Genomic DNA, 25,621 nt, shown 5'->3' on the forward strand with positions numbered 1-25,621 from the left:
TCAGAATCCGTGGCGTCCCCGGGGCCGGCGGGGTGCGCCCTCAGTGTCGCCGCGGCGTGCGCGCCGGGGGGATGCGGTGGCGCCGTCGGGGACGTCCCAGGCCATGTCGGCCGGGGCCACGGTATTGTCGGCGAGGTGGGTGCCGGTGGTGTCGTCGGCGGCCTTCTCCAGCGCCTGCACCATGCGCGCCAGGCGGTCGGCCAGCGTTTCGGTGCTCAGGCGTTCGCGAAAGCGCTCCACCATCAGCGGCAGGGCGAACGGGGTGGGGCGTTGCAGTGCATGGATGGACAGGGTCTGCGCCTGCATGCCGCGCAGCGTGCGGGCCAGCCGCTCCATGTCGAGCTCGTTGGCCAGCAGCTCGGCGCGGGCCTGGGCCAGCAGCAGGTTGTCCGGGTCGTACTGGGCGAACACGTCGTAGTACAGCGACGACGAGGCCTGCAGCTGGCGGCTGCTGCGCTGCTCGCCGGGGTGGCTTTGAAAGATGAGGCCTGCGATGCGCGCGATCTCGCGAAAGCGCCGGCGCGCCATCTCGGTCGCGTTCAGGCTGGCGAGCACTTCGTCCTCCAACCCGCTGCCGATGGTGGTGTGCGTGCCCTCGCCGATGAGGCGCGGCAGCAGCGCGGCCCAGTCCACGGGCTTGGCCGACAGCAGCTCCAGCCCGTAGTCGTTGACGGCGATGGAGAAGGTGTTGGGCACCTGTTCGGACGCGCGCCAGGCCAGCAGCCCCGCCAGGCCCAGGTGCACCAGGCGGCCCGCCAGCGGGTACAGGTACAGGTGCCAGCCTTCGCGCGTGTGCAGGGTTTCGGCCACCAGGCGGCTGGGCGTGGGCAGGGCCGACCAGGCGTGCTGCAGCGCCAGCAGCGGCTGGGCGCACTGCATCTCGGGCGATGCGTAGACGCCGCGCTCGGCCTGCTCCAGCATCTCCAGCATGGCGTCGGCCAGCGTGTTCGACAGCGGCATGCGCCCGCCGTTCCAGCGCGGCAGCGCGGCGCTGCCCTTGGGGGCGATGCGCACGTAGGCCGTCATCTGCTGGGTGCGCACCAGCTCCAGCAGGCGGCCGGCGAACATGAACACGTCGCCCTTGCGCAGCCGCGCGATGAAGCTTTCTTCCACCGAGCCCAGGCGCCCGCCGCTCACGAACTGCACCTGCATGCTGGAGTCGCTCACGATGGTGCCGATGTTGCTGCGGTGCCGGCGCGCGAGCCGCGCATCGGGCACGCGCCACACCCCTTCCTCATCAGGCGCTGCGCGCTGGAAGTCGGGGTAGATGGCCAGCGAGGCCCCGCCCTGGCGCACGAACTGCAGCGCCCACTGCCAGTCGTTGTCGGCCAGCGTGGCATAGGCCGGGGCACGGCGCACTTCGGCCAGCAGCGCATCGGGTTCGAAGCCGCCGCCCAACGCGATGGTGACCAGGTGCTGGACCAGCACATCGAGCGGTGCGCGCGGCGTGTGCCGGTCTTCGATGCGGCCCTGGGCCAGCGCATGGCGCGCTGCGGCGGCTTCCACCAGCTCCAGGCTGTGCGTGGGCACCAGCGTGATGCTCGACGTGCGCCCCGGTGCATGGCCCGAGCGGCCCGCGCGCTGCACCAGCCGCCCCACGCCCTTGGCCGAGCCGATCTGCAGCACCTGCTCCACGGGCAGAAAGTCCACGCCCAGGTCCAGGCTCGACGTGCAGACCACCGCCTTGAGCAGACCGGCTTTCAGCCCGTTCTCCACCCAGGCCCGCACGTCCTGGCTCAGCGACCCGTGGTGCAGCGCAATGGTGCCGGCCCAGTCGGGCCGCGCCTCCAGCAGCGCCTGGTACCAGCGTTCGGCCTGCGAGCGCGTGTTGGTGAAAACCAATGAAGAGGCGCAGGACTCGATGGACTCCACCACCTGCGGCAGCAGTGCCAGGCCCATGTGCCCGGCCCAGGCAAAGCGGTCCACCTTGGCCGGCAGCATCACCTGCACCTTGAGCGCCTTGTCCACGCGGCCCTGCACCAGCACGGCCGGTGGTGCAGCGGGGGCGCCCGGGGAAGGGCGGGGCAGCAGCGTGTCCAGCGCTTCTTGCAGGTTGCCCAGCGTGGCCGACATGCCCCACACCTGCAGTGCCGGGTTCCAGCCCGACAGGCGCGCCAGCGCCAGCTGCGCCTGCACGCCGCGCTTGTTGCCCACCAGCTCGTGCCATTCGTCCACCACGACCAGTTGCACATGGCGCAGGCGCTCGTGGGCATCGGCGCGGGCCAGCAGCAGCGATAGACTCTCGGGCGTGGTTACCAGCAGCGTGGGCAGGCGGCGGTCCTGCGCGGCGCGCTCGCCGCTGGCGGTGTCGCCGGTGCGCAGGCCGCTGGTCCAGTCGGGGGCCAGGTCGGGCATCGGTGCCTGCAGGGCGCGCAGCGTGTCGGCTGCCAGGGCGCGCATGGGGGTGATCCACAGCACGGTCAGGGGAGGGGCGGCTGCGCGGCGCTTGCGCAGGGCGGTGCGGTCGCTGGTGCTGGTGCTGGCCGACGGCGTCGCAGCTTCGATGGAAGCGGCCCCGCCTTCGACAGGCTCAGCCCGAACGGGTGGGGATGTGATCTGACTGGTCGATCCGGCTGTCGGCATCAGCGTGTGCCCGGCCAGCGCCAGGTGCTGCAGCGCGCCCAGCCACACCGCATAGGTCTTGCCCGCGCCGGTGGTCGCGTGCAGCAGGCCCGAGCGGCCCTTGCCCAGGGCGCGCCACACGTCTTGCTGAAAGCCGAAGGGCTGCCAGCCACGCGCCGCCATCCAGCCCGCTGCGGCACTCAACGCGACGGTGGGCAACGGCTTGCGCGGACGGCGGGGCGCGGCCTTGGCAGCGGTGCTCATCCCGGTGCGTCCTGCCCCGGCAACAGCGCCATCAAGGTTTGCAGCGTGTCGGCCTCGGCCACGGTCTTGTCCTTGCGCCAGCGCAGCATGCGCGGAAAGCGCACCGCGATGCCGCTCTTGTGGCGCGGGCTCTTGCCGATGCCCTCGAAGCCGAGTTCGAAGACCATGGTCGCATCCACGCTGCGCACGGGCCCGAAGCTCTCGCGCGTGGTCTTGCGCACGATGGCGTCCACCTGGCCGATCTCCACATCCGTCAGGCCCGAATACGCCTTGGCGAACGGGACCAGTTGGCGCTCGGGGTCGTCCGGCGGGCCGTTCCACACGGCAAAGGTGTAGTCGCTGTACAAACTGGCGCGGCGGCCGTGGCCGCGCTGGGCGTAGATGAGCACGGCGTCCACGCTCATGGGGTCGATCTTCCACTTCCACCACACGCCCACGTCCTTGGTGCGCCCCACGCCGTAGTGCGCCTGGCGGTTCTTGAGCATGAAGCCCTCGGTGCCCATGCCGCGCGCGGCCTCGCGCTGACGCGCGAGGTCGTCCCAGTTGGCGCCGTGCAGCAGCGCGCTCAGTCGCAGGGTGGGTTGCCGTGCGGTGGTGGTCGAGGGCGAGGGTGTGGGTTCGAGGTCAAGCTCCACCAGCCGTGCGGACTGAGCCTGTCGAAGTCCAGCGCCGCGCTTCGACGGGCTCGGCGTGATCGGTTCGGCGGTTGTTGGGAGTGTTCCTTGCGGTGCATCGGCCGACGGTTGCAGCAGCGCCTCCAGCAGCGCACGGCGCGCCTGCTGGGGCTGCTGGCGCAGGTCCTGGCCCGCATGTTCAAGCAGGTCGTAGGTCACCAGCACCACTGGCAGCTCGCGCAGCAGCTTGGGGCCGAGGGTCTTGCGGCCCAGGCGTTTTTGCAGGTCGGCGAAGGGGCGGGGCTGGGGCTCGCCGGGCAGCCACACCAGGATCTCGCCATCGACCACCGAGCCATCGGGCAGCTGCGCCATCGCGGCCCCGGCCAGTTCGGGGAAGCGATCGGTCACCAGTTCTTCTCCACGCGACCACACCCACACCGCGCCGCCGCGCCGCACGATCTGCGCGCGGATGCCGTCCCATTTCCATTCCACCAGCCAGTCGCCGGGCGTGCCGAGCAACGCAGGCATCTCGGCCACGGGCTGGTTGAACGGGTGGGCCAGGAAGAAGGGGTAGGGCTGGCCGGCCATGCCGGCATCCACGGCATCGCCCGCGTCGCCATCCGCAGCCTCGCCCACGGGCGCCACGAGCGCGCTGTAGTCGTCGGCCTGGGGTTGCCGGCCGATCTGCGTGTAGCCCATGAGCCGGTGGGCGATGCGCTTGGGGTCGAGCGCGCTCACCGTGGCCAGCGCCTGCGTGACCTGCAGGCGCGACACCCCCACGCGGAAGTTGCCGGTGATGAGCTTGAAGTACACGAAGCGCTGCTCCGGCGCCAGCCTGTCCCACTGCGCGCGCAGGCGGGCGTCGGCCTCGTCGGGCGGCAGCGCGCGCAGGGGCAGCAACTGGGCCATCCACTCGGCCAGCGGTAGGTCTAAGGGTTGCACCGGCGGAGGCAGCAGCAGGGCCAGCGTTTCGGCCAGGTCGCCCACGGCCTGGTAGCTTTCTTCGAACAGCCATTCGGGCAGGCCGGCGGCCTCTTGCGCCAGGGCCTTCAGGCGCTTGGTGGGCACCATCTGGCGCGGCTTGCCACCGGCCAGAAAGTAGGTGGCCCAGGCTGCATCGGACGGCGGCGCCACACGCAGGTAGGCCACCAGCGCCGCGAGCTTGGCCGACTGCCCGGTGGTGGCATCCAGCGCCTGGAACAGCTCGGCGAACGCCCTCATGGCGCGGCCTCAGGCAGCGCGCCGGCTTCTTCGGCAAGGGCTGCAGGAGGCGCCGCGTTGCTGTCGTCCTCGTTGTCGTCGGCCCCGTATTCGGTCTTGAACACCTGCGCATCCAGGCCCTGCTCGCACAGCCAGCGCACCATTACCTCGGTGCTGCCGTGGGTGACGATGACGCGCTCGGCCCCGGTGGCGCCGATGGCCTTTTGCAGGCTGGGCCAGTCGGCGTGGTCGCTCATCACGAAGCCCCGGTCCACGCCGCGGCGGCGGCGTGCGCCGCGCACCAGCATCCATCCGCTGGCAAAGGCATCGGAATGCTCGCCAAAGCGCTTGAGCCAGGGCGTGCCCGCCGCCGAGGGCGGGGCCAGCACGAGCGCGCGGCGCAGCTCGGCCTTGGTGACGCCCGGGTCCGTCACGCGCAGCGTGGGTGGCAGTGCCACGCCGGCTGCGCGGTACACGCCGTTGAGCGGGTCCACCGCGCCGTGCACGACGATGGGGCCGATGTTCGGGTCCACCCCGTGCAGCAGCCGCTGCGCCTTGCCGAAGGCATACGCATACAGGATGCTGGCCTTGCCCGCCGCGGCATTCGCAGCCCACCAGGCATTGATGTCGGCGAACAGCACCGGCTGCGACGGCCAGCGGTAGATGGGCAGGCCGAAGGTCGACTCGGTGATGAAGGTGTGGCAGCGCACCGGCTCGAACGGCGGGCAGGTGCCGTCGTCTTCGAGCTTGTAGTCGCCCGACGCCACCCACACCTGGCCGCCGTGCTCGATGCGCACTTGCGACGAGCCCAGCACATGCCCCGCGGGATGGAGCGACACGCGTACGCCCTGCTGGTCGATGACGTCGCCATAGGCCAGCGTCTGCAGGTCGATGTCCGCACCCAGCCTATTGCGCAGCGTGCCTTCGCTGTCCGTGTGCGCCAGGTAGTGCGCCGAGCCCATGCGCGCGTGGTCCGAATGCGCATGCGTGATCACAGCCCGGCTCACCGGCCGCCAGGGGTCGATGTAGAAATCGCCGGGCGGGCAGTACAGGCCTTCAGGGCGGTGAACGATGAGGTCGCTGGGCATGGCGTGGGACGGCAGGGTGGCGGCAGGCTCTCAGAAAAAATCAGCGCTACCGCTTAATGGAATAGGTCTTTTTGCTATGAATTAGAGAGCAAACGATGCTGTGCGAGTTGCCCTCATCATCACCACATCGGCCGAGCTGTCTGCAGGCCAACGCCGCATGTTTGTGAGCACTGGATGGGGCCTTCAGGCGCGCGCGCAGCGGGGCGCCGCGCCGTACCATGTGCATTCTTTTGCCAAAAGGAAGGGGTCCCATGCACTTCATCTTGCCCTGGCGCCTGCTGCGCTCCGTGTGCGTCGTGGGCGTCCTGGCCAGCGCGGCGGCTGTCGCCATGGCGCAAGGCGCAAAGGCCCCGACGCCTGAGCGCACCAACGCCTTCAACGACCCCTTCGTGCAGGTCACGTCCGCCATGCCCGCCTGCCCCGTGCCCGAGGGCCCGCTGTATACCGAGACCGAAGTGCGTGATGTGGCGCATGTGCGCGCGCAGCACGGCGGCAGCTGCTACCGCGTGGGCCGATGCCGGCTGCCCAACTCCTACCTGTACGACGCCGAGATCATTCCGCGCGTGCGGCTGTACCTGCGCGAGGACGGCCGGTTTGGCGACACCAGCGTATGGGTGCTGGGCGAGCGCCGCCTGGTCACGCTGATGGGCTGCGTGCAGTCGGCCGAGCAGTCCCTGGCGATGGAGCAGGCCGTGCAGCTGGTGGACGATGTGTTGGGGGTGGTCAACCTGCTGCAGGTGGGCACTGCGCCTGGCACTGCGCGCTACCCGGCATTGCAGCAGCGGTAAGGGGGACGATCCGGTCTGCACCCATGACGTCTCAGCGGGCGCCAGGGCCGGTCAGACAAACAAGGTGGACAGCATGTGCGCCGGGACGGGCAGGCCGGGCGTGGCGTCCGTGGCTTCAAAAAAATCCGCACCTTGCTGGGCTGGGCGGATGGACGAAAAAATGGGCGGGAACACGGGCTGCGTGATGTGGTGCTGGGTCTTGCATTCTTCGCAGGCATGCAGCTTGGGGACGAACTGGCGGTTCTTGCGCGACCCCACCGGGCCCAGCGTGTCCCAGACGACGCGCGAAGCCTCTGCCGACACGGGCTTGCAGTGGTTGCGCCAGTCCACATTGCCCAGCACGGCCACGTAAAAGCCGAGCAGGTTCGACACCAGATCTTCTTCGCTGAAGCCGCTGTCCGTGAAGGCCGACAGCGACGCCTGCACGTCCTCGAAGCCCAGGGAGACTTCCTTGAAGATCGCCAGCGCCACCGAGCGCTGGGTGGCCAGCGGCAGGCCCTTGCGGATGAAGTAGAACTTCGTGAAGTCACGCGAGAAGCCGAACTTGCGCATCCCCTGGCGGTACATCACCAGATGGTGGTCCGGCTTGCCCGTGACCTGCAGGCCGCGCTCCAGCGAGACGTCCTTCCACAGATAGGCGGCGCTCGCATGGCGGTTGGCCGGCTTCTCGACGGACACCAGGTGGCCAATATCGATCCAGCCGCAATTGCACGTGTAGATCAGGCGATTGGGAATGTCCGAGCGAGATGACATGGGTGTTCAACGAGGAAGTGGAGAAAAAAAGGGGGCGCTGCGTGCGCGGCTGCGGTGGGATCAAATCAATCGTAGTGAGTGATTTCAAAGCGGATCAGTGGGGTGCCCCCATCGCTGTCCTGGTAGGTGGTCAGCAACACCAGGTCGCGCTTGTCAGAGGTGTATTGCGCTTCGCGGAGTCCGGGCGAGACGATGTTCTTGTTGCTGGCCACCGCCGATTCATTGCCCGTCGCGCTGACGGAATGCAGCGCCAGGTTCTGCAGCTGGCGGCTCACTTGGTCCCAAACCGCGTCGGCGGTGTCGAGCGGCACCTTGAAGCTCAATTGCGATTGGGGCGGCTTGTTGCCGTCGCCGACCGAGCCGAAGTATTCGCGGCCCTGTGCGACGTCGGGCACCTGTACATCGCGCACCAGCGACGAGATGCCCAGGTAGTACACGGGCGAGCCGGGCCGCGTGACGTAGTCCTCTACGGAAAAGAGGTAGCCCAGCGTCCCCATCGCAGCCAGGACGAGTGCCGTGGTCACGGCGGCGGCCAGTCGAAAGATAGTGCGGAAGGAAAGCCCTGGCATGGTGGGATGGGGGTCGTGCAGAGGGGGGACCGGCGATTCTGGCCGTGAAATTCCCAGGTTCGGGTGTAAGAGATGTAATGGGCCGTATGCAGCGGCAGCTGGTGGCATGTCATGTGCATACGTCCCGGGCCCCTTCACTTTCACTGCGGAAACACCACCCAGGGATTTCCATATCTGCAGAAGCGTGGAGGTATTGCACATTGCGTGCTGACAACAATCTGGAGGTTTGTATGCCCTTGCGTTTCGATCGTTACTCGCTGCTATCTGCGCCCGCACTGGCGGCCGTCCTGGCGTGCATGGTGCCCGCCGTGGCGGGGGCAAAGCCTTTCAAATGGGCCGGCTCCAGCGACATCCAGTCCATGGACATCCACTCGCAGAACAGCGCTTTGGGCAACGGCATCCACGCGGCGGTGTATGAGTCGCTCGTGATGTTCAACAGCCGCACGCTCAAGGTCGAGCCCCTGCTGGCCACGTCCTGGCAGCAGGTCAGCCCCACGCAGTTGCGCCTGAAGCTGCGCCAGGGCGTGAAGTTCAGCGACGGCTCGGCCATGACGGCCGACGACGTGGTGTATTCGCTGCAGCGCGCGATGAGCAAGACGTCCACCTACGCCATCTACACCCAGGGCATGGACCGCATCGCGAAGGTGGATGGCGAGACCATCGACATCTTCCTGAAGAACCCCAACCCGGTGCTGCTCAACCAGCTGACCGAGCTGCGCGTGATGAGCAAGGCCTGGGCCGAGAAGAACAATGCCGTGGAGCCCAAGGACATCAAGGCCAAGGACGAAACGTTTTCGCACCGCAACGCCATGGGCACGGGCCCGTTCGTGCTGAAGGAATGGGTGCCCGACCAGAAGATCGTCTTCGCCGTCAACCCGCTGTGGTGGAGCGCCGGCAAGACCGAGGGCAACGTGACCGAGATCACCTACACGCCCATCAAGTCCGAGGCTACGCGCATCGCGGCACTGCTGTCCGGCGAGGTCGACATGGTGCGCGACACCAGCCTGCAGGACCTGGAGCGGCTTCGGGCCAACCCCAATCTCAAGGTCATGGAGATGGTCGAGAACCGCACCATCTACCTGGCCATGGACCAGTTCCGCGACGAGCTGCCGGGCAGCAATATCAAGGGCAAGAACCCGCTCAAGGACCTGCGGGTGCGCAAGGCGCTGTACCAGGCCATCGATGCCGGTACGTTGCAGCGTGTGACCATGCGCGGCATGTCCAAGCCCACGGGCGCCATCGTCTCGCCGCTGGTCAACGGCTGGACGGAGGCGGTGGACAAGCGCCTGCCTTACGACCCCAGCGCGGCCAAGGCGCTGCTGGCCGATGCGGGCTACAAGGACGGCTTCGAGGTCGACCTGGCCTGCAGCAACAACGCCATCATCCAGGACGAAGGGCTGTGCCAGGCCATCACCTCGATGTGGGCGCGCGTGGGCGTCAAGGCCAAGCTGCGCACGCTGCCGGCCGTCACCTACTACCCCATGGCCCAGCGGCACGAGGCCAGCATCGCGCTGCTCAGCTGGGGCGTGCCCACGTTCGACGCGCTGTACACCCTGCAGTCGCTCACGCGCACCAAGACCACCGGCGGCGACGGCAACTACAACCTGGGCCGCTACAGCAACGAACGCATGGACTACATCGTGGACCGCGTGAAGACCGAGATCGACCTGCCGGTGCGCAACCGGCTGCTCACCGAAGGGCTGCAACTGCAAAACGACACCGTGGCCAACATTCCACTGCACAACCAGATGCTGGCCTGGGCCATGAAGAAGAACGTGGATCTGGTGCAGCGGCCGGACAACCGCATCGACTGGCGGTTGATCAAGGTGAATTGAGGGTTGGCGGGTTGCTGGTTGGAAGGTGGCTGGGGTGAAGCAGCCGTAGTGCGCGGAAGACGGCCCCCTCTCCCCGACCCTCTCCCGCGAGGGGCGAGGGGGTCAAAGCCGGGGTAGGGTACGACTCTGGTGGAAATGGCCTCTGGCGCGCTTTCTAAAAGCGCTAGAAGCTATTATTTGTATAGCATTCTTATCCACTGCATCTCGCCGCACACAACGGCAACAGAGCCGCAGACAGCCCCCCCAAACTCCCTCTCCCCTCGCGGGAGAGGGCTGGCGAGAGGGGGCGTGAGCAGCAGAGCCTCAATACAAACCCCCGCTCTGCGCACGCTGGCAGCCAGCGCGATCGATCCATCCGTCTGCACCCCATCGGTTGCTCACTTCATGGGCTGCCACACGATGATCGCCATGCCCGCCAGCGCCACCAGCACCCCCGCCACATCCCACGGCGTGGGCCGGATGCCGTCCACTGCCCACAGCCAGGCCAGCGCCACGCCGATGTAGACGCCGCCGTACGCCGCATAGACGCGCCCCGCGCCGGCGGTGTCGTGCAGCGTCAGCAACCAAGCAAACAGCGCCAGGCTCAGCGCGGCGGGCACCAGCAGCCATGCCGGCTTGCCCTGACGCAGCCACAGCCACGGCAGGTAGCAGCCCACGATCTCGGCCAGCGCTGTGGCCACGAAGAGTGCGAAGGTCTTCACAGGCCCACCTGCGCTTTCGTTTTCGCATTCGCCAGACGGGGGCGGTGGGCCGTGTCGTTGCTCGCTGCCTCGCCAGCGGCAGGCGCCGTCCATGCGCGCAGGGCCAGCTCGCCCTCGGCCGAGAAGTGCACCACGCGCGAGTCCTTGTCGCGCCGCGCCCAGCCGCGTTCCACCAAGCGCTGCAGCAGCGCGGCACCGAGCGCGCCGCCCAGGTGGTGGCGCCGCTCGCTCCAGTCCAGGCAGGGGCGGCACAGCATGCGCCGCTGGCGCTCCACCACGGCCGTGTCGATGCCTTGCTGGGCAAACCACTCGGCACCCGCCGTGGTCAGCGCGAGGCCGCCATCGGCAGCGTGCAGATAGCCCTGGCGCAGCAACGCCTCGTGCAACTGCACGCCCACTTCGCCCGCCAGATGGTCGTAGCAGACGCGGGCGCGCCGCAGTGCGGGTTCGCGCGGGCTTGCGCGCAAGCGCACGGCGCCTGCACGGAACGCCACGTTCATCAGCGACTCCAGCAACTGCGCCACGTCGCGGTCGGCCAGGCGAAAGTAGCGGTGCCGGCCCTGGCTCTCCACCGACAGCAGGCCGGCGTCGAGCAGCTTGGCCAGGTGCGCGCTGATGGTCTGCTTGGTGACGCCGGCAATGTCCGCCAGCTCGGTGGCCGTGAGGGCGCGGTCGGCCATCAGTGCGGTCAGGACTTCGGCGCGCGCGCTGTCGCCGATGAGCGCGGCAATGCGCGCGATGTGGGGGCCGTCTTTCATGGTTCGATATTGGGCGAACCATCCCGGGCCGTCAAGCGCCTATCGTCAAACCCTCACACACCACACGCATCCCGACCCGGGCATCACACCATGATCACCTGCTTCATCCGCTACGACATCGACCCCTTCCAGCGCGAGCAGTTCGCCGAATACGCGCGCCGCTGGGGGCAGATCATCCCGCGCTGCGGTGGCCACCTGCTGGGCTACTTCCTGCCACACGAAGGGACCAACTACGAGGCGTGGGGCCTCATCGGCTTTGACTCGCTGGCCGCGTACGAGGCCTATCGCGCCCGCCTGCGCACCGACCCCGAAGGCCGTGCCAACTTCGCGATGGCGCAGGAAAAGCGCTTCATCCTGCGCGAGGAGCGCACCTTCACCCAGGGCGTCGAAGGCACGCTGGGCCTGCCCGCGCACGCCGTGGAGTCCGCCCCATGATGGCCGTGATCTTCGAGGTGCTGCCCGCACCCGGCCGCAAGGACGCCTACCTGGCCGCCGCCGCCGCGCTGCGGCCTGCGCTGGAGCAGGTGGACGGCTTCATTTCCATCGAACGGTTCGAGAGCCTGAGCGAGCCCGGCAAGCTGCTGTCGCTCTCGTTCTGGCGGGATGAAGAGGCCGTGGCCCGCTGGCGCCAGGTGGAGGCCCACCGCAGCACCCAGCAGGCAGGCCGCGCTGGCATCTTTGCCGACTACCGCCTGCGCGTGGCCGCCGTGGTGCGCGACTACGGCCTGCACGACCGCGCACAGGTGCCGGTGGATTCACGCCGGGTGCACGGCTGAGCGGTGCGCTGCATTGCGGCCCTGCCTGAGGCGCACGATCTGCGTCAGGGCATGTACCCTGTGCGAAGCGCATGCGCCCAATCCGGCCTCTGCCGCTGCTCGGCGAGCAGCGCCATCGCTTCATGGTTGTAAGCCACGGCGATGTGCTCCACCTGCCACTGGCCGCCGTGCAGCGTGATCAGCGCGTAGCGCGCATCGGGCGTGCCAGATTCCACCGCGTGGTAGACGGGGTGGTCGTCGCTGTACGCCTGCAACCCCACGCTGCCGGGGTTGACCAGCAACTGCGCGCCCAGCCGCACTGCGCGCGGCACATGGGTGTGCCCGCAGGCGATCACAGGCACCGCAGTCTGTGCATCGAGTCGCTCGCGGATCTCTGCGGGCCGCGCCAGGCGCAGGGCGTGGCCGTCCAGCGTCTCCAGCAGGTATTCGTGGTCACTGCGCGGCGAGCCGTGGCACAACATTACGTCGTCGGTCAGGCGCAGGCTGTGCTGCAGCGTGCGCATCCATGCGAACTCGGCCTCTGTGAGCTGCGCGTGCGCATACTGGTCCGATGGGCCTGCGCGCCCGGGCTGCAGGTGCAGCACCTGCCGCTCGTGGTTGCCCGCCAGCGACAGCCATCCCGATGCCATGAGCCACTGCGCCGTCTCGCGCGGCAGCAGCGGGCCCGAGAGGTTGTCGCCCAGGTTCACCACCCGGTCGGCGCCGCGCTGGCGGATGTCGGCCGCCACGGCTTCGAGGGCTGCCAGGTTGCCGTGGATGTCGGAGACGAGGGCGATGCGCATGGTGAGAAAAACTTTCAGCAGGGTGACACGGAGATGCTCCCCATGCCCTGGCACAGGTGTCCGCTCACGCGGGCCTGGTTGAACAGCAGGTCGCACAGCCACGCGTACACCACCGCAATGTAGGCCAACTGGCCCCATCCCACGTAGCTGCCGAAGACGATGGTGGAGAGCCAGTTCTGGCCCCACAGGTACACGCCGCTGCAGATCAGCGTAGCCGCCAGCAGCGTGGCCGCGGCCGGTACCAGCGCCGCCGCTTGTGCACCGCGGCGCCGCCATGCGGCCAGCCCCAGCAAGGCAAACGCGAGCGCATTCGCGCCGCTGAAGATGCGCAGCTCGCGCAGCAGCTTGTCTGCCGTGTCGAGGTAAGCCGTGCGGATCAACGCGTCGAGGCGGGCCTGCATCTGCTGCGCCGTGCCGATCTCCAGCTGCAGGCGCTGCTCGCGCCGCTTGCGGCACTCGCAGGCGGGAATGCCCATCTCGGCGGCTATGGCGGCCACGCGCGCTGGCAGGCCTGCCGACAGCGCCTTGCGGGCGGCTTCGATCTCTTGCTCCTTGCCCTGCCAGAGAAGCCGCGCCCGCCCGGTCAGAAAGCGCTCATCCAGGGCCTGCAGCTTCTCGCCGGTTTTCTTTTCAATGTGCTGGCGGATCATGTCGCGCGCCGTGTGCTCGACCCAGGTGGGTTGCAGCAGGGAGGTGATCAGCAAGGCGCCAAAGAGCAGGCTGCCAAGAAGCGCGATGAGCAGCGTGAACGAGCGAATGAACTGGGGCATTGGCCGAGCATAGATGGGCACGCCCGGGCGGCCGCCGCATGCGGCGCCGCCACCGGATCGCGCCGTGAAATCCATCACTCTTGGCGAGAAAACCTGTGGGATCAGGCCGTACCGACTGGCCTTGCGGCCGGCTCTGCGGCGGACCTCCACCCGGCTTCCGCCCGCGCAGAGAAAGCGGCCACCGCCGTTGCGGCAGCGGTGTGCGCGACCTGCAGCAGCAAGTGTGGAGCCTCGATGCGAACGATCTCCACGTTGGGCAGCGCGCGCTTGATCACCTCCGCCGATGCGCGCTTGATCAACCGGTCTTCCGTGGCTTGCAGGTACAGCACCGGCACTTGCACCGCGCGCAGCTGGGCGACCACGTTCACCCTCAAGAGGGCGCCCGCCCTGGCGCGCAGCGCTGCCCCCGACACCTTGGCCAGAGTAGCGCGCAACAGGCGCCCCAGATCCGGCGACGTATGCCGGCCCATGAGAAGTTTTCGTACCAGCCATGCGGGTGCAAGCTCGAAGGGCGTGATGGCCGCAAGCGCGCTCACGGGGTGCAGCAGCGGCACCGGGTTCGTCGCAAAGGTGGCACACAGCACCACCCCGGCCAGCCCTGGCGGGCAGGACGCAGCCAGCGACAGGGCGATGGGGCCTGAAAACGACTCACCCAGCAGCACATAGGGTCCGTCTTGCGGCAGTGCCTGCCGTGCCACCACTTCCAGTGCTTGGTAGCCGAGCGCACTCTGCGTGGGATAGCGCACCACCACCGTTCTGATCGATGGGCCCAGCGCTGCGACAAACGGGGCGAACAAGTCGCCCGTGCCGTCCATGCCAGGCAGGAGTACGACGGTGACCATGCTCGTTGACAGTGGCTCAGCACACGGCGGCATCCGCACAGCGCCCTGGGATGGCACCACGGCGCGCCTCACACTGCGCCCACAGTGATCACATCGCGAAAATCTTTCCCGGGTTCAGGATGTTCTTCGGGTCCAGCGCCCGCTTGATAGACCGCATCATGTCCACCGCGCCCGCCCCCGTTTCGTCCAGCAGGAAGCCCATCTTGTGGATGCCCACGCCATGTTCGCCGGTGCAGGTGCCGCCCATGCTCAGCGCGCGGGCCACCAGGGTGTGGTTCATGGCTTCGGCCTTCGCGCGTTCTTCGGCGCTGTTGGGGTCGATCAGGTAGCCGAAGTGGAAGTTGCCGTCGCCCACGTGGCCGACAAGGAAGTACGGGATGCCGCTGGCTTCGGCCTCGTCCACGGATTCGAGCAGGCAGTCGGCCAGGCGGCTGATGGGCACGCAGGTGTCGGTGCTGATGGCGCGGCAGCCCGGGCGGCTTTGCACGGCGGCGAAGTAGGCGTTGTGCCGTGCGGTCCACAGGCGGGTGCGTTCCTCGGGCGTGCTGGCCCATTCGAAGGCCTGGCCGCCGAATTCGCTGGCGATGTCCTGCACGGTCTCCGCCTGTTCCTTCACGCTGGAGGGCGAGCCGTGGAACTCCATCAGCAGCATCGGTTCCTCGCGCAGCGAGAGCTTGCTGTGGGCGTTCACCATGCGCACCGTGTGGTGGTCGATGAGCTCCACGCGCGCAATGGGCACGCCGAGCTGGATGGTCTGGATCACGGTGTGCACGGCCGCCTCGATGCTCGGGAACGAGCAGATCGCCGCGCTCACGGCCTCGGGCAGCGGGTACAGGCGCACGGTGATCTGCGTCATGATGCCCAGCGTGCCCTCGCTGCCCACCAGCAGGCGGGTGAGGTCGTAGCCCGCGCTGCTCTTCTTGGCGCGCGTGCCGGTGTGGATGATGTCGCCGCTGGCCGTGACCACCTCCAGCGCCAGCACGTTCTCGCGCATGGTGCCGTAGCGCACGGCGTTGGTGCCGCTGGCGCGCGTGGCGCTCATGCCGCCGATGCTCGCGTCGGCGCCGGGGTCGATGGGGAAGAACAGGCCCGTGTCCTTGATCGCATCGTTGAGCTGCTTGCGCGTGATGCCGGGCTGCACGGTCACCGTGAGGTCTTCGGCGTTCACACTGAGCACCTGGTTCATGCGGCTCACGTCGATGCTGATGCCGCCTTGCACGGCCAGCAGGTGGCCTTCGAGCGAAGACCCCGCGCCGTAGGGGATCACGGGCACCTCGTACTGGCTGGCCAGCTTCACGGCGTCGGCCACGTCCTGCGTGCTCTGGGCAAACACCACGGCCGAAGGCGGGGGCGCCTGCAGCGAGCCCTCGTCGCGCCCGTGCTGCTCGCGCACGGCCTGGGCCGTGGAGCACTGCGCGCCAAAGCGACTTTGCAGTGCCTCGATCAAGGCCTGCGGTACATCGCGCAGGTGGATTTCTGGAAGCAAGTGGACGGTGGCGGTCGGGGCGTTCATGGGTATGTCTCCGTGGTCGGCGTGTGGAAAACATTCTAGGGGTCACGGACCGGGAACGTGCTGGCGACCCACGGTGCAGGCAGGGTCAGCCGGCGAGTATGGCCGAGTGGCTTCGGGGGAAGCGGGAGCTGCGGCGCTAAGCCACGGCCGCGGACCGCCTTTGCATCCGGTGGTTGCCTGCCGGGCACATGAGGAGTGCTAGCGGGACGGCGCGCCGCTGCAGGCGCCCCTTAGACGCCCCGAACTGACGCTGTGATGCCCCAGGGCGGGGCGCGCAGGCCCGATCCGGACGCCGTCAAACCCCTGTGTGCTCCAGCCTGGTGCGCAGAACTTGTATACCAGTTGGCACGGAACCTGCAATCGGTGGAGCGCAATGACCACCGCCAACGACATCAGCAACCGCATCATCGAAGCCGTGATGGCCCAGAAGCTGGCCCCCGGCTCGCGCCTGGGCGAGCAGCAGCTGGCGATGCTGTTCGACTGCAGCCGCACCATCGTGCGCGAGGCGCTCACGCGCCTGTCCACCCGCGGCATCGTCACTGTGAGCGCGCGGCGCGGCTGGTATGTGATCGAACCGTCGGAAGACGAGGCCCGCGAGGCCTTCGAGGCGCGCCGCGTGATCGAACTCGGCCTGTTGCACCAGCTCAAGTCGGTCGACAAGGCCGCCGTGCGCCAGCTCAAGGCCCACCTGCAGCGCGAGAAGGCGGCGCTGGTGGGCAGCGATGTGGGCGTGCGCAGCTTCCTGCTGGGCGACTTTCATGTTTGTCTGGCCGAATGCCTGGGCAACGGCCTGCTGGCCGACACGCTGCGCGACTTCACGGCGCGCACCACACTGATCGCCATGCTCTACCAGTCGTCGCACGATGCGGCGCAGTCCTGTGCGGACCACGTGCGCATCGTCGAGGCGCTGGAGGCCGGCGACATCGCCCGGGCTGAGGCGCTGATGTCCGAACACATCGGCTCGGTGCAGTCGGCACTGCGCCTGCAGGCCAGCACCGACCCGCTGGCGGGGCTACGCGACGCGCTGGCTCCCATGCACAAGAGCCCTGCCGCCGATCCGGGCGCTGCCAGGTCCGCCATTGCTGCCACGCCGGCCCAGCCTGCAACCCCCGTCGCACCTGACAAGAAGCGCCGGCCCCGCAAGCCGCGCGCCGCCACCGCACGTTCCCTTTCCACCGCGTCCGACAACGACGCAGCACCCGCCGACGCATCCACCTACCTAGGAGCCCTGCTATGACCATCCGCCGCACCCCTGCACCATCGACCCGCCGCCTGACCCTGGGCGTGCTCGCCGCCGCCGGCCTGTCGGCCGCGCTCATGGCACCCGCTGCCCACGCGCAGAACGCACTGGACAACATCCTCAAGGCCAAGGAAATCAAGATCGCCATCCCCACCGACTACCCGCCCTACGGCTTCGTCGGCACCGACCTCAAGCCCCAGGGCCTGGATGTGGAAATGGCCAACTACATTGCTGCCAAGCTGGGTGTGAAGGTCGAGCTGATCCCCGTGACGAGCGCCAACCGCATCCCCTACCTGCAGACGCAGAAGGCCGACCTCGTGATCTCCACGCTGGGCAAGAACCCCGAGCGCGAGAAAGTGATCGACTTCACCGCGTCGTATGCGCCTTTCTTCCAGGCCGTGTTCGCCAGCAAGAGCCTGTCGATCAAGAGCTTTGCCGACCTGACCGGCAAGTCGGTCGCCGTGACGCGTGGCGCGATGGAAGACCAGGAGCTGGGCAAGGTCGCGCCCGCTGGCGTGGACGTGAAGCGCTTCGAAGACCACGCCGCCAGCATCTCGGCCTTCGTGTCGGGCCAGACGCAGGCCATCGCCACCAGCGCCTCCACGGCCGGCACCATCATGATGAAGAACCCCAACCTGCAGACCGAATACAAGCTGCTGCTGAAAGACAGCCCCAACTTCATCGGCGTGGCCAAGGGCGAGGACAAGCTGCGCCTGCGAGTGAACGAGATCATTGCCGAGGCGAAGAAGTCCGGCGACATCGACAAGCTGTCGAGCAAGTGGCTGGGCCGCCCCGCAGGTGAATTGCCTCTGTGATCAACGGCGCGTTGTGACTCCTCCCCATCGTTCAGGCTGATGAGCCTGTGGAAGCCGCTCTCTGCGTGCTGTGTGCGCTGTGTGCGCGCCCTGGCTTCGACAGGCTCAGCCCGAACGGGTGTGAGGGCGCTGGCGGAGGCCGTGAAGGTGCTATCCCGCCATCCATGACGCGCACTGCAGGACACAGGCATCCACAACCTAAGCCGCTAGCACCATGTTGATCCAACTCGACTTCTCTGCCGTGCTCTCGTCCTGGCCGCTGCTGGTGCGTGGCCTGGTGTGGACCATCGGCCTCACCGTGGTGGGCACCGTGCTGGGCCTGCTGCTGGGCACGGCCTGTGCCTGGGCGCGTGCCCGCAATCTCGGCCCGCGCGCGGCGCCGCTGCGCTGGGCGGTGGCAACCTATGTGGAGCTGGTGCGCAATACGCCGTTCATCGTGCAGCTGTTCTTCCTGTTCTTCGGGCTGCCGGCGCTGGGCCTCAAGCTCTCGCCCGAGGTCGCGTCGGTGCTGGCCATGGTGATCAACCTGGGCGCGTACTCGGCCGAGATCATCCGCGCCGGCATCGAGGCCACGCCGCGCGGCCAGATTGAGGCTGCGCAGAGCCTGGCGCTCACGCCCGGCCAGACCTTCCGGCGCGTGGTGCTGCCGCCCGCGCTGCTCAAGGTGTGGCCTGCGATGGTCAGCCAGATCATCATCGTGATGCTGGGCTCGGCCGTGTGCGGCCAGATCTCCACGCCCGAGCTGAGCTACGCCGCCAACCTCATTTCAAGCAACACCTTCCGCGCGTTCGAGGCCTTCATCCTGGCCACGCTGGTGTACCTGGCACTGTCCATGCTCACCCGCCGCCTGCTGATGTGGGTGGGAGCGCGTTTTCTGGTGGGGAGGTAGATCGCCATGGTTGACTTTTCGTTGTGGGACATCCTGCGCAACCTGCTGCTGGCCGCGCGCTGGACGGTGTCGCTCTCGCTCATTGCCTTCATCGGCGGCGGCCTGGTGGGCCTGTTGCTGCTGGTGCTGCGCCTTTCCAAGATGCGCGGCACCGAGCGGCTCATCGGCGCCTACGTGCAGGTGTTCCAGGGCACGCCGCTGCTCATGCAGCTGTTCCTCGCGTACTTCGGCATCGCGCTGTTCGGCATCAAGACATCGCCGTGGACGGCGGCTGCGTTTGCTCTCACGCTCTACACCAGTGCCTACCTTACCGAGATCTGGCGCGGCTGCGTGGCGTCCATCCCCAAGGGCCAGTGGGAGGCCGCGCAGAGCCTGGCGCTCAACTTCGGCGAGCAACTGCGCCATGTGGTGCTACCCCAGGCGCTGCGCATTGCGGTGCCGCCCACAGTGGGCTTTCTGGTGCAGGTGATCAAGGGCACGGCGCTGGCGTCGGTGATCGGCTTCGTCGAGTTGACGAAGGCGGGCAGCATGATCTCCAACGCCACCTACCAGCCCTTCCTCGTCTACGCCTGCGTGGCCCTGCTGTACTTTGTGTTGTGCTTCCCGGTGAGCCTGGTCGCGCAGTCCCTTGAAAGGAAACTCCATGGCAACCGCCACTGACACCAGCGCAGCTCCCGTGGCTGCCCAAGACGCAACGCTCGTGGGCCGCCCCATCGTCGAGATCACCGCGCTGCGCAAGTCGTACGGCACGAACGAGGTGCTTAAAGGCATCGACCTCAAGGTGCGCAAGGGCGAGGTGATCGCCATCATCGGCAAGAGCGGATCGGGCAAGAGCACGCTGCTGCGCTGCGTGAACGGCCTGGAGGTGTTCCAGGAAGGCGCGCTCAGCGTCGATGGTCAAAAACTCATGCATGAAAGCGCCATGGCCATGCGCGCGCTGCGCCAGCAGGTGGGCATGATCTTTCAGAGCTTCAACCTGTTTCCGCACCTCTCGGTGGGCCGCAACATCATGCTCGCGCCCACGCTGGTGAAGGCGCGCGACGCCAAGGCCGCCGAGGCCCAGGCGCGCAAGCTGCTTGAGCGCGTGGGCCTGGCCGAAAAGTTCGATGCCATGCCCGAGCAACTGTCGGGCGGCCAGCAGCAGCGCGTGGCCATTGCGCGCGCCCTAGCCATGGAGCCACAGGTGCTGCTGTGCGATGAGATCACCTCGGCGCTGGACCCGGAGCTGGTGGGCGAGGTGCTGCGCGTGGTGGAGTCGCTGGCCCTTGAGGGTATGACGCTGATGATGGTCACGCACGAGATGGCGTTTGCCCGCAAGGTGAGCGACCGCGTGATCTTCATGCACCAGGGCCGCGTGCATGAGTCCGGCGCACCCGCCGAGATTTTTGGCAACCCGCAGACGCCGGAGCTGCAGCAGTTCCTTTCGTCGTTGCACGATTGAGTGGCGCCGAGCTGCCGAGCTCCACTGATCTGCGCGATCGGCCCACGCGCAAGAGCCTGCCCACGCCCTGGAGTTCCAGCGCGGGCAGGCTCACGAACCCGCTCTACAAACGCCGGGCCCGCATAAAACGTGTGGGTAGCGCCGTGGCTCAGGGCGTGGCGGCCCTGTGCGGTGGCGTCAGTGCAGGGGCATCAGGAGTTGGCGCCTTTCTCGAATTCGGCGCGGGACAGGGTGCCGCTCTTGTCGGCGTCCAGCTCCTTGAAGCGCTGCACGATGGCCGGCAGTTTGGCGGCTTCCTGCGTGCTGAGCTGGCCGTCCTTGTTCACATCGGCCCGGTCAAAGGCCGCGGTGGAAGCGGTGGATTGAGGGGCCGGCACGAGGGCCGGTCCGGTGGAATTTTTGGAGCCAGCCTGGGGCGCAGTCTTTTCACTGGGGCCGAACTGGGGCGAAGACGTCTGTGCTTGCAATGCGCCCACGCCGCCCAGAGAAAGGGCCGCGAAAAGCATCACGCTGCGCGTGTCGAACGAATAGGTGCGTCGTTGCAGTGCCTTCATGGAAGTGGATTCCTTCGAAGTTGAACAGGGCTCTATTGCACCGCAGCAAGGGCCTCAGTACCAGCACTCTTGCCTGCTGTTGCCTTACCCAACATTTGCCATCGTGGTGTAACTGCCAGGGCCTGTTTTGTGGAGCAATGCATCGTGCATGTAGCCAAACGTACCGCCTCTCACACCGGCCCCCGTGGCGTTCAAAACGACTGGCTGGCGGGGTTTTCACCGGTAACTGAGCGCCCCGCACGCTGACCAGCGTGACCGCGAAAGTCCTACACCGTGCTGGCGCATCGCTTCCAACAATGAACTCCAAGCCCGCAACAGTTGCGTGCTTCATTCAACCCTGTTGTGTCACTGATCAATCAAGGAGCCATCCATGCAAAAGCAAACCCTCATCGCCGCCCTCGCCACCATTGCCTGCACGGCCGCACTGGCCCAGGCCCCCAATGCCCCACGTCCTCCATCGGAAGTGAATCCTGCCGCATCGGGTGGCCCCGCAGCGGCCAACGCACAAAACAAGGCCGATGACCGCGCTGCACGCAGCACCGCCACCCCTGCCAACCCTGCCGCCGGTGACGGCCGCGGCGCCCCTGTGGCCGAGATCAACCCCAGCGCGTCTGGTGGCAAGGCTGCGGCCAAGGCAGACACCCGCGTCAACGCCCGCCTGATGGACACCAACGGCGACGGCATGGTGTCTCGCGCTGAATGGGATGCGTACCACACATCGTCCTGGAACAACATGAAGCCCACGGGCTCGGGCGTGTCGACCGCCGACATCGACCGCATGAACCGCACGCCCACCACGACCCACTAAAGTCGTGGACGGCTGTTTGCAGGGGGCGCTGGCCAGCTAGCTCCCTCTGCGCAAAGCCCGCACCCACTGATCCACTTTGCGGTGAGTCAGTGGGTGCGGGCATTTTGCTGCGGCGTGGCTGTACAAGTCTTGACGGAGCCTGTGGCGCAAAATTAGGTCTGCACAGTTTCAGGCTGGCAGCTTGCGATGACGCAAGTGCGCAGACCGCCACCCTTTATCTCAAGGCACCCATGGGCAACCGACTCACACAAATCGCCACACGCACCGGCGACGCCGGCACCACAGGCCTGGGCAACAACGAACGCGTCTCCAAAGACAGCCTGCGCATCCACGCGCTGGGCGATGTGGATGAACTCAACTCCCACATCGGCCTGCTGCTGTGCGAGCCCCTGCCCAGCGATGTTCGCACCCTGCTTGTCGAGATACAGCACCAGCTCTTCAACTTGGGCGGCGAGCTGTCGATCCCTGGCTTCGAACTGCTCAAGCTCCAGGCGGTGCTGGACCTGGACGAGGCCCTGGCGCACCACAACGCCGTGCTTCCGCGCCTTCAGGAATTCATCCTGCCCGCCGGCACCCGCGCCGCAGCCCAGGCCCACGTCTGCCGCACCGTGGCGCGCAGGGCCGAAAGGGTGGTGGTAGCCCTGGGCACCGCCGAGCCGCTGAATGACGCCCCGCGCCAATACCTGAACCGCCTGTCGGACTTGCTGTTCGTCCTGGCCCGCGTGCTCAACCGCATGGACGGCGGTGATGACGTGTACTGGAAAAGCGAGCGCCTGGCGAAGCAAGAAAATGCTACTGAATAGATAGCTGCCCGCGCATTTTTTGCGGGCGCTGCAGGCCGATTGATTCAATGGCCGGTAATGCGCAGCACGTTGAAACTGGCGCGCTGCCAACGCCAGAGACACCGTGGAACTGGCTTCGCCAGGCCACTGGTGTCGTCCCCCTTCCCGAATCGCGCAGCGATTCGGGAAGGGGCTGAGGGCCGCGGCTCCGAGCCTGCCTGCGCAGGCTTGGACGGTCCGAAGAGCTGTCGCCTCTGGCGACAAGCACCGAGGCGCAAAGCGCCTCAGGGGGATGTACTTTATCTAGGAGCCAGGATCGCCATCGTCAGCCGCGACACGCAGGTCAGCTCGCCCGCGTCGTTGACCATGTCGATGTGCCACACCTGCGTGGTGCGCCCGATGTGGATGGGCCGCGCGGTCGCCGTCACCCAGCCGCTGGTCGCAGAGCGCAGGTGGTTGGCGTTGATGTCCAGGCCCACGGCGTTGTGGCCTTCGGGGCTGGCGTAGTAGGCGCCTACCGACCCCAGCGATTCGGCCAGGACCACGCTCACGCCGCCATGCAGCAGTCCAAACGGCTGCTTGGTGCGCTGGTCCACGGGCACGCGGCCGCGCAGGAAGTCGTCACCCAATTCGATGATCTCGATGCCCAGGTGCGAGGCAGCGGTGTTGTGGTGGTCGGCGTTGAGACGGGCCAGATCGACAGGCTTTTTCCAGATGGGCATGGTGGCTTCGGTCCGCAGTGGGAAGAAACCGTCCATTGTGCCCATCCCGCATCTGCCTGCCAGCGCGGCCGGCGCATCCGGGCCAGCTCGGTCGCCCGCGAAGTCGGCGCTGACCGTGCAGGGGCGTGGCGCCTGCTGGTCTCGGCAAAGGCGAGCAGCGCCTCGGTGATTTATCCCACGAATTTCCCGTTGGCCCCCATCACGCCCAGCTCCAGAAAGCGCGAGCCCACATACGGCGCGCTGCCTGCGTAGTCGATCATCAGGCCACCCATGTCGTTGCTGCGGATGCCCGCCAGTGCGTTGCGCAGCTTGCCGCGGGTCAGCTCACGGCCGGTGCGCTCCAGGCCTTCGGTCAGCACGCGGGCGTTCACATAGCCTTCGAAGCTGCGGGCCGAAAATTCCTGAAAACCTGCGGCCTTCATGGCGCGCTGGTAGTCGCGCACCAGGGCCACGCTGGTGCGGCTCGCGTCGGGCAGCACCATCGACAGGGCCAGGCCGGAAGCCTTGCCGCCCAGCTGGCGCAGGTTGTCGCCCGACAGCGCCACGCTGGTCGCGGCCAGCGGGGTGCTGGGCGACACCTTCTTGAACTCGCTGATCAGCGATGCCGACACATCGCCCGCGGTGCCCAGCAGCACCGTGGTGGGCTTGGCGGCCACGGCCTGCTTGACCACGTCGGCCACCTGGGCGCCCTGTGCGTCGAGCTTGAAGGCCTTGGGTGCAGGCTGCTTGGCGGCCTTCATGGCGTTGTTCACGTCGGCCAGGAATTCGCGGCCGAACGCCGTGTCCTGGTACACGATGGCCAGGTCGGTGATGCCCATGGCCACCAGCTTTTGCGTCAGGCGCTGGGCCTCGTCGGAGTAGCTGGCACGCACGTGGAACACCGAGCGGTAGTCCGCCTTGCGCAGCGACGTCGCGCCGCTTTGCGGGGCCACGTAGGGGATCTGCGCTTCGTCCACCAGCGGCAGGATGCGCTGGTTGTTGGCCGTGCCCATGCACGACAGCAGCGCCACCACGCCGCCGTCGGCGATCAGCTTGCGCGCGTTGGCTTCGGAGCGCGCTGCGTCATAGCCGTCGTCCAAAACCACCAGCTTCAACTCGCGGCCGTGGATGCCGCGGGCGTTCGCCTGGGCGATGCCTGCGTCCAGCCCCTGCTTGAGCTCCTTGCCCAGGCTGGCCAGCGGGCCGGTGAGGCCGATGGAGCAGCCGATGGCCACGCTCTTGGCGTCCATCGGGTCCTGCACGCCCACGGCGCGCGAGGGGTTGGCAAACAGCAGGCCGGTGCTGGCGGCGACAAGGGATTGGGTGAACTGGCGACGTTGCATGGTGAAAAAGCTCGCAGACAAAAAAGAACCAGCCCCGGATGGGGGCTGGTGGGGGCAGACACGGGAGAGGTCCATGGACCTAGGGAAAACCCTTATTTTATCTAGCGATGCTGGCAATTGGCTGTCGAAGGTCCCTGCCGTGCACAGAGCATGCCCCTGATACGCCAACAGGGGCGATGCCGAGTCCTCGCGTTGTGCTGCCTGTGCCCGCGCGCCGGCCACATCGACAGGCCATGGCCAGGCAGACGATGGGAGGGTGATGACAAGGCCCCCCAATTTTTGACGCGGCGACGCTGGCCTGGTCTCGCGTTGGTTTCTGCCTAGAATTCGACGGCGAGCATCGCATAGGGCGCATACAGCGGCCTGCGGTGGTCATCCATCAAGGGGCATGAACACATGACCGGACAACCAGCGGCAGAATTTCGGCGACGTGCATGGCTGTGTATCGCCGCAGCGTCCGCCGCCTTGGCAGGGACCGCACAGCAAGCCCGTGCGCAGGACGTGGCATCCAAACCCTGCGCTGTGATCCTGATGCACGGCAAATGGGGCAGCCCGCAGTTCATCGGGCACTTCGGGCGCCGGTTGGAGCCCTACTGCGCCGTCAACGCCATCGAAATGCCGTGGTCCCAGCGACGCAACTACGACATCCCTTACCCCCAGGCGCTCAAGGAAGTCAGCGCACAGGTGCAGGCCTTGCGCGCCAAGGGCTACCAACGCGTGGTGGTCATGGGGCAAAGTTTTGGCGCCAATGCCGCCATGGCCTACATGGCGCAAGAGGGCGATGCCGATGCCGTGGTGGCGCTGGCGCCTGGGCATGTGCCTGCTTTCACGTATTCCAAAGGCATCGGCAAAGAAGCAGTGGACAAGGCGGGTGAACTGGTGAAGGGGGGCCAGGGCAGTGAAAAACTGGCGATGGAAGACTTCAACCAGGGCAAGCGCCAGAGCATTCGCATGCCGGCCGATGTGCTCTGGAGCTACTTCGATCCCGCAGGGTTGGGACACATGCCGCGCACGGCCGCGGCGTTCAAAAAGCCGGTGCCGTTTCTGTGGGTCATCGGCACCAACGACCCGCTGTATGCCGCCGGCGAAGACTTCGCTTACCGAAAGGCCCCTGAACATCCCGCCAGCAAGCACCTGGTGGTGACTGCGGGCCACATCGACACCCCGGATGTCGCTGCGGCCCAGGTGCTGGACTGGTTGAAAAGCCTGCCCTGAGGCAGGCCCTGCAACCGG

The 25,621-nt window shown here is 67.4% G+C and carries 26 protein-coding genes; 12 read left to right on the plus strand and 14 right to left on the minus strand.

Annotated features, from left to right (window positions below; translation table 11 throughout):
* The 3 genes from ACSQ3N_RS00670 to ACSQ3N_RS00680 are packed head-to-tail and all read right to left on the minus strand — an operon-like array spanning position 1 to position 5,728.
* Entirely contained in the window at positions 1-2,826 is a 2,826-nt protein-coding gene (locus ACSQ3N_RS00670; RefSeq protein WP_056166641.1) for a ligase-associated DNA damage response DEXH box helicase, read from the minus strand.
* Positions 2,823-4,661: an ATP-dependent DNA ligase gene (locus ACSQ3N_RS00675; protein WP_056166644.1), complete on the minus strand. Its 1,839-nt coding sequence runs from the start codon at positions 4,659-4,661 to the stop codon at positions 2,823-2,825. The genes ACSQ3N_RS00670 and ACSQ3N_RS00675 overlap by 4 nt, the downstream gene beginning before the upstream one ends.
* Positions 4,658-5,728, minus strand: a complete 1,071-nt coding sequence (locus ACSQ3N_RS00680) for a ligase-associated DNA damage response exonuclease (protein ID WP_056166646.1) — start codon at positions 5,726-5,728, stop codon at positions 4,658-4,660. Before ACSQ3N_RS00680 ends, ACSQ3N_RS00675 begins: the two co-directional genes overlap by 4 nt.
* A gap of 329 nt (positions 5,729-6,057) precedes the next feature.
* On the opposite strand from ACSQ3N_RS00680, the gene ACSQ3N_RS00685 reads away from it, so the two are divergent.
* On the plus strand, positions 6,058-6,516 hold the full coding sequence (locus ACSQ3N_RS00685) for a BON domain-containing protein (protein ID WP_056166713.1): 459 nt from the start codon (positions 6,058-6,060) through the stop codon (positions 6,514-6,516).
* A gap of 51 nt (positions 6,517-6,567) precedes the next feature.
* Here ACSQ3N_RS00685 and ACSQ3N_RS00690 read toward each other — a convergent pair whose 3' ends face one another.
* Complete coding sequence (locus ACSQ3N_RS00690; RefSeq protein ID WP_056166649.1) at positions 6,568-7,269, minus strand: hypothetical protein; 702 nt, start codon at positions 7,267-7,269, stop codon at positions 6,568-6,570.
* Between the two features lie 65 nt (positions 7,270-7,334).
* The gene (locus ACSQ3N_RS00695) at positions 7,335-7,838 is read right to left on the minus strand and encodes a hypothetical protein (RefSeq protein ID WP_156372033.1); all 504 of its coding nucleotides are present in this window, start codon (positions 7,836-7,838) and stop codon (positions 7,335-7,337) included.
* A gap of 230 nt (positions 7,839-8,068) precedes the next feature.
* Between ACSQ3N_RS00695 and ACSQ3N_RS00700 the strand changes: the two genes are divergently transcribed.
* A complete protein-coding gene (locus ACSQ3N_RS00700) occupies positions 8,069-9,673 on the plus strand; it encodes an ABC transporter substrate-binding protein (protein WP_436145347.1) in 1,605 nt (534 codons plus the stop codon).
* 377 nt (positions 9,674-10,050) lie between these two features.
* Here the strand turns inward: ACSQ3N_RS00700 and ACSQ3N_RS00705 are convergent, their stop codons facing one another.
* Together ACSQ3N_RS00705 and ACSQ3N_RS00710 are read right to left on the minus strand one after the other, a co-directional pair.
* Entirely contained in the window at positions 10,051-10,374 is a 324-nt protein-coding gene (locus ACSQ3N_RS00705; protein ID WP_056166658.1) for a YnfA family protein, read from the minus strand.
* Complete coding sequence (locus ACSQ3N_RS00710) at positions 10,371-11,132, minus strand: ArsR/SmtB family transcription factor (protein WP_082485698.1); 762 nt, start codon at positions 11,130-11,132, stop codon at positions 10,371-10,373. Before ACSQ3N_RS00710 ends, ACSQ3N_RS00705 begins: the two co-directional genes overlap by 4 nt.
* A 90-nt stretch (positions 11,133-11,222) precedes the next feature.
* Here ACSQ3N_RS00710 and ACSQ3N_RS00715 point away from each other — a divergent pair, with 90 nt between their 5' ends.
* The gene (locus ACSQ3N_RS00715) at positions 11,223-11,567 is read left to right on the plus strand and encodes an NIPSNAP family protein (protein ID WP_056166661.1); all 345 of its coding nucleotides are present in this window, start codon (positions 11,223-11,225) and stop codon (positions 11,565-11,567) included.
* Entirely contained in the window at positions 11,564-11,908 is a 345-nt protein-coding gene (locus tag ACSQ3N_RS00720) for an antibiotic biosynthesis monooxygenase family protein (protein ID WP_056166664.1), read from the plus strand. The genes ACSQ3N_RS00715 and ACSQ3N_RS00720 overlap by 4 nt, the downstream gene beginning before the upstream one ends.
* 44 nt (positions 11,909-11,952) lie before the next feature.
* Here the strand turns inward: ACSQ3N_RS00720 and ACSQ3N_RS00725 are convergent, their stop codons facing one another.
* The 4 genes from ACSQ3N_RS00725 to ACSQ3N_RS00740 all read right to left on the minus strand — a co-directional run bounded on the left by ACSQ3N_RS00725 (position 11,953) and on the right by ACSQ3N_RS00740 (position 15,815).
* Positions 11,953-12,690, minus strand: a complete 738-nt coding sequence (locus ACSQ3N_RS00725; RefSeq protein WP_056166669.1) for a metallophosphoesterase family protein — start codon at positions 12,688-12,690, stop codon at positions 11,953-11,955.
* A gap of 14 nt (positions 12,691-12,704) precedes the next feature.
* Positions 12,705-13,460, minus strand: coding sequence for a hypothetical protein (locus tag ACSQ3N_RS00730; RefSeq protein ID WP_056166671.1), 756 nt, complete (start codon positions 13,458-13,460; stop codon positions 12,705-12,707).
* A gap of 101 nt (positions 13,461-13,561) precedes the next feature.
* The gene (locus ACSQ3N_RS00735) at positions 13,562-14,302 is read right to left on the minus strand and encodes an alpha/beta fold hydrolase (RefSeq protein WP_056166675.1); all 741 of its coding nucleotides are present in this window, start codon (positions 14,300-14,302) and stop codon (positions 13,562-13,564) included.
* An 88-nt stretch (positions 14,303-14,390) separates the two neighbouring features.
* Positions 14,391-15,815 carry an FAD-binding oxidoreductase gene (locus ACSQ3N_RS00740; RefSeq protein ID WP_056166679.1) on the minus strand — a complete coding sequence of 475 codons (1,425 nt, stop codon included), beginning with the start codon at positions 15,813-15,815 and terminating at the stop codon, positions 14,391-14,393.
* Between the two features lie 373 nt (positions 15,816-16,188).
* On the opposite strand from ACSQ3N_RS00740, the gene ACSQ3N_RS00745 reads away from it, so the two are divergent.
* The 5 genes from ACSQ3N_RS00745 to ACSQ3N_RS00765 all read left to right on the plus strand — a co-directional run bounded on the left by ACSQ3N_RS00745 (position 16,189) and on the right by ACSQ3N_RS00765 (position 20,200).
* The gene (locus tag ACSQ3N_RS00745) at positions 16,189-17,052 is read left to right on the plus strand and encodes a GntR family transcriptional regulator (protein ID WP_056166681.1); all 864 of its coding nucleotides are present in this window, start codon (positions 16,189-16,191) and stop codon (positions 17,050-17,052) included.
* Positions 17,049-17,870, plus strand: a complete 822-nt coding sequence (locus ACSQ3N_RS00750) for a transporter substrate-binding domain-containing protein (RefSeq protein ID WP_056166684.1) — start codon at positions 17,049-17,051, stop codon at positions 17,868-17,870. The genes ACSQ3N_RS00745 and ACSQ3N_RS00750 overlap by 4 nt, the downstream gene beginning before the upstream one ends.
* 214 nt (positions 17,871-18,084) lie before the next feature.
* On the plus strand, positions 18,085-18,759 hold the full coding sequence (locus ACSQ3N_RS00755) for an amino acid ABC transporter permease (RefSeq protein WP_056166688.1): 675 nt from the start codon (positions 18,085-18,087) through the stop codon (positions 18,757-18,759).
* Between the two features lie 6 nt (positions 18,760-18,765).
* Positions 18,766-19,419, plus strand: a complete 654-nt coding sequence (locus tag ACSQ3N_RS00760; RefSeq protein ID WP_056166691.1) for an amino acid ABC transporter permease — start codon at positions 18,766-18,768, stop codon at positions 19,417-19,419.
* Positions 19,403-20,200, plus strand: coding sequence for an amino acid ABC transporter ATP-binding protein (locus ACSQ3N_RS00765; RefSeq protein WP_056166694.1), 798 nt, complete (start codon positions 19,403-19,405; stop codon positions 20,198-20,200). Before ACSQ3N_RS00760 ends, ACSQ3N_RS00765 begins: the two co-directional genes overlap by 17 nt.
* 191 nt (positions 20,201-20,391) lie before the next feature.
* On the opposite strand, the gene ACSQ3N_RS00770 is transcribed toward ACSQ3N_RS00765, so the two are convergent.
* Complete coding sequence (locus ACSQ3N_RS00770; RefSeq protein ID WP_056166696.1) at positions 20,392-20,754, minus strand: calcium-binding protein; 363 nt, start codon at positions 20,752-20,754, stop codon at positions 20,392-20,394.
* 370 nt (positions 20,755-21,124) lie between these two features.
* Here ACSQ3N_RS00770 and ACSQ3N_RS00775 point away from each other — a divergent pair, with 370 nt between their 5' ends.
* Both ACSQ3N_RS00775 and ACSQ3N_RS00780 read left to right on the plus strand, forming a co-directional pair.
* Positions 21,125-21,562, plus strand: a complete 438-nt coding sequence (locus ACSQ3N_RS00775) for a hypothetical protein (RefSeq protein WP_056166699.1) — start codon at positions 21,125-21,127, stop codon at positions 21,560-21,562.
* Between the two features lie 230 nt (positions 21,563-21,792).
* Positions 21,793-22,365 carry a cob(I)yrinic acid a,c-diamide adenosyltransferase gene (locus ACSQ3N_RS00780; RefSeq protein WP_436145348.1) on the plus strand — a complete coding sequence of 191 codons (573 nt, stop codon included), beginning with the start codon at positions 21,793-21,795 and terminating at the stop codon, positions 22,363-22,365.
* A gap of 278 nt (positions 22,366-22,643) precedes the next feature.
* Here the strand turns inward: ACSQ3N_RS00780 and ACSQ3N_RS00785 are convergent, their stop codons facing one another.
* A complete protein-coding gene (locus ACSQ3N_RS00785) occupies positions 22,644-23,066 on the minus strand; it encodes a hotdog fold thioesterase (RefSeq protein ID WP_056163384.1) in 423 nt (140 codons plus the stop codon).
* Positions 23,067-23,236: 170 nt separating this feature from the next.
* On the minus strand, positions 23,237-24,388 hold the full coding sequence (locus tag ACSQ3N_RS00790; RefSeq protein ID WP_056163387.1) for an ABC transporter substrate-binding protein: 1,152 nt from the start codon (positions 24,386-24,388) through the stop codon (positions 23,237-23,239).
* A 396-nt stretch (positions 24,389-24,784) separates the two neighbouring features.
* On the opposite strand from ACSQ3N_RS00790, the gene ACSQ3N_RS00795 reads away from it, so the two are divergent.
* The gene (locus tag ACSQ3N_RS00795; protein ID WP_235507247.1) at positions 24,785-25,603 is read left to right on the plus strand and encodes an alpha/beta fold hydrolase; all 819 of its coding nucleotides are present in this window, start codon (positions 24,785-24,787) and stop codon (positions 25,601-25,603) included.
* Positions 25,604-25,621 lie beyond the last annotated feature (18 nt).

It is taken from the genome of Acidovorax sp. LjRoot194, from assembly GCF_964253015.1.
Taxonomy (GTDB): Bacteria; Pseudomonadota; Gammaproteobacteria; order Burkholderiales; family Burkholderiaceae_C; genus Acidovorax.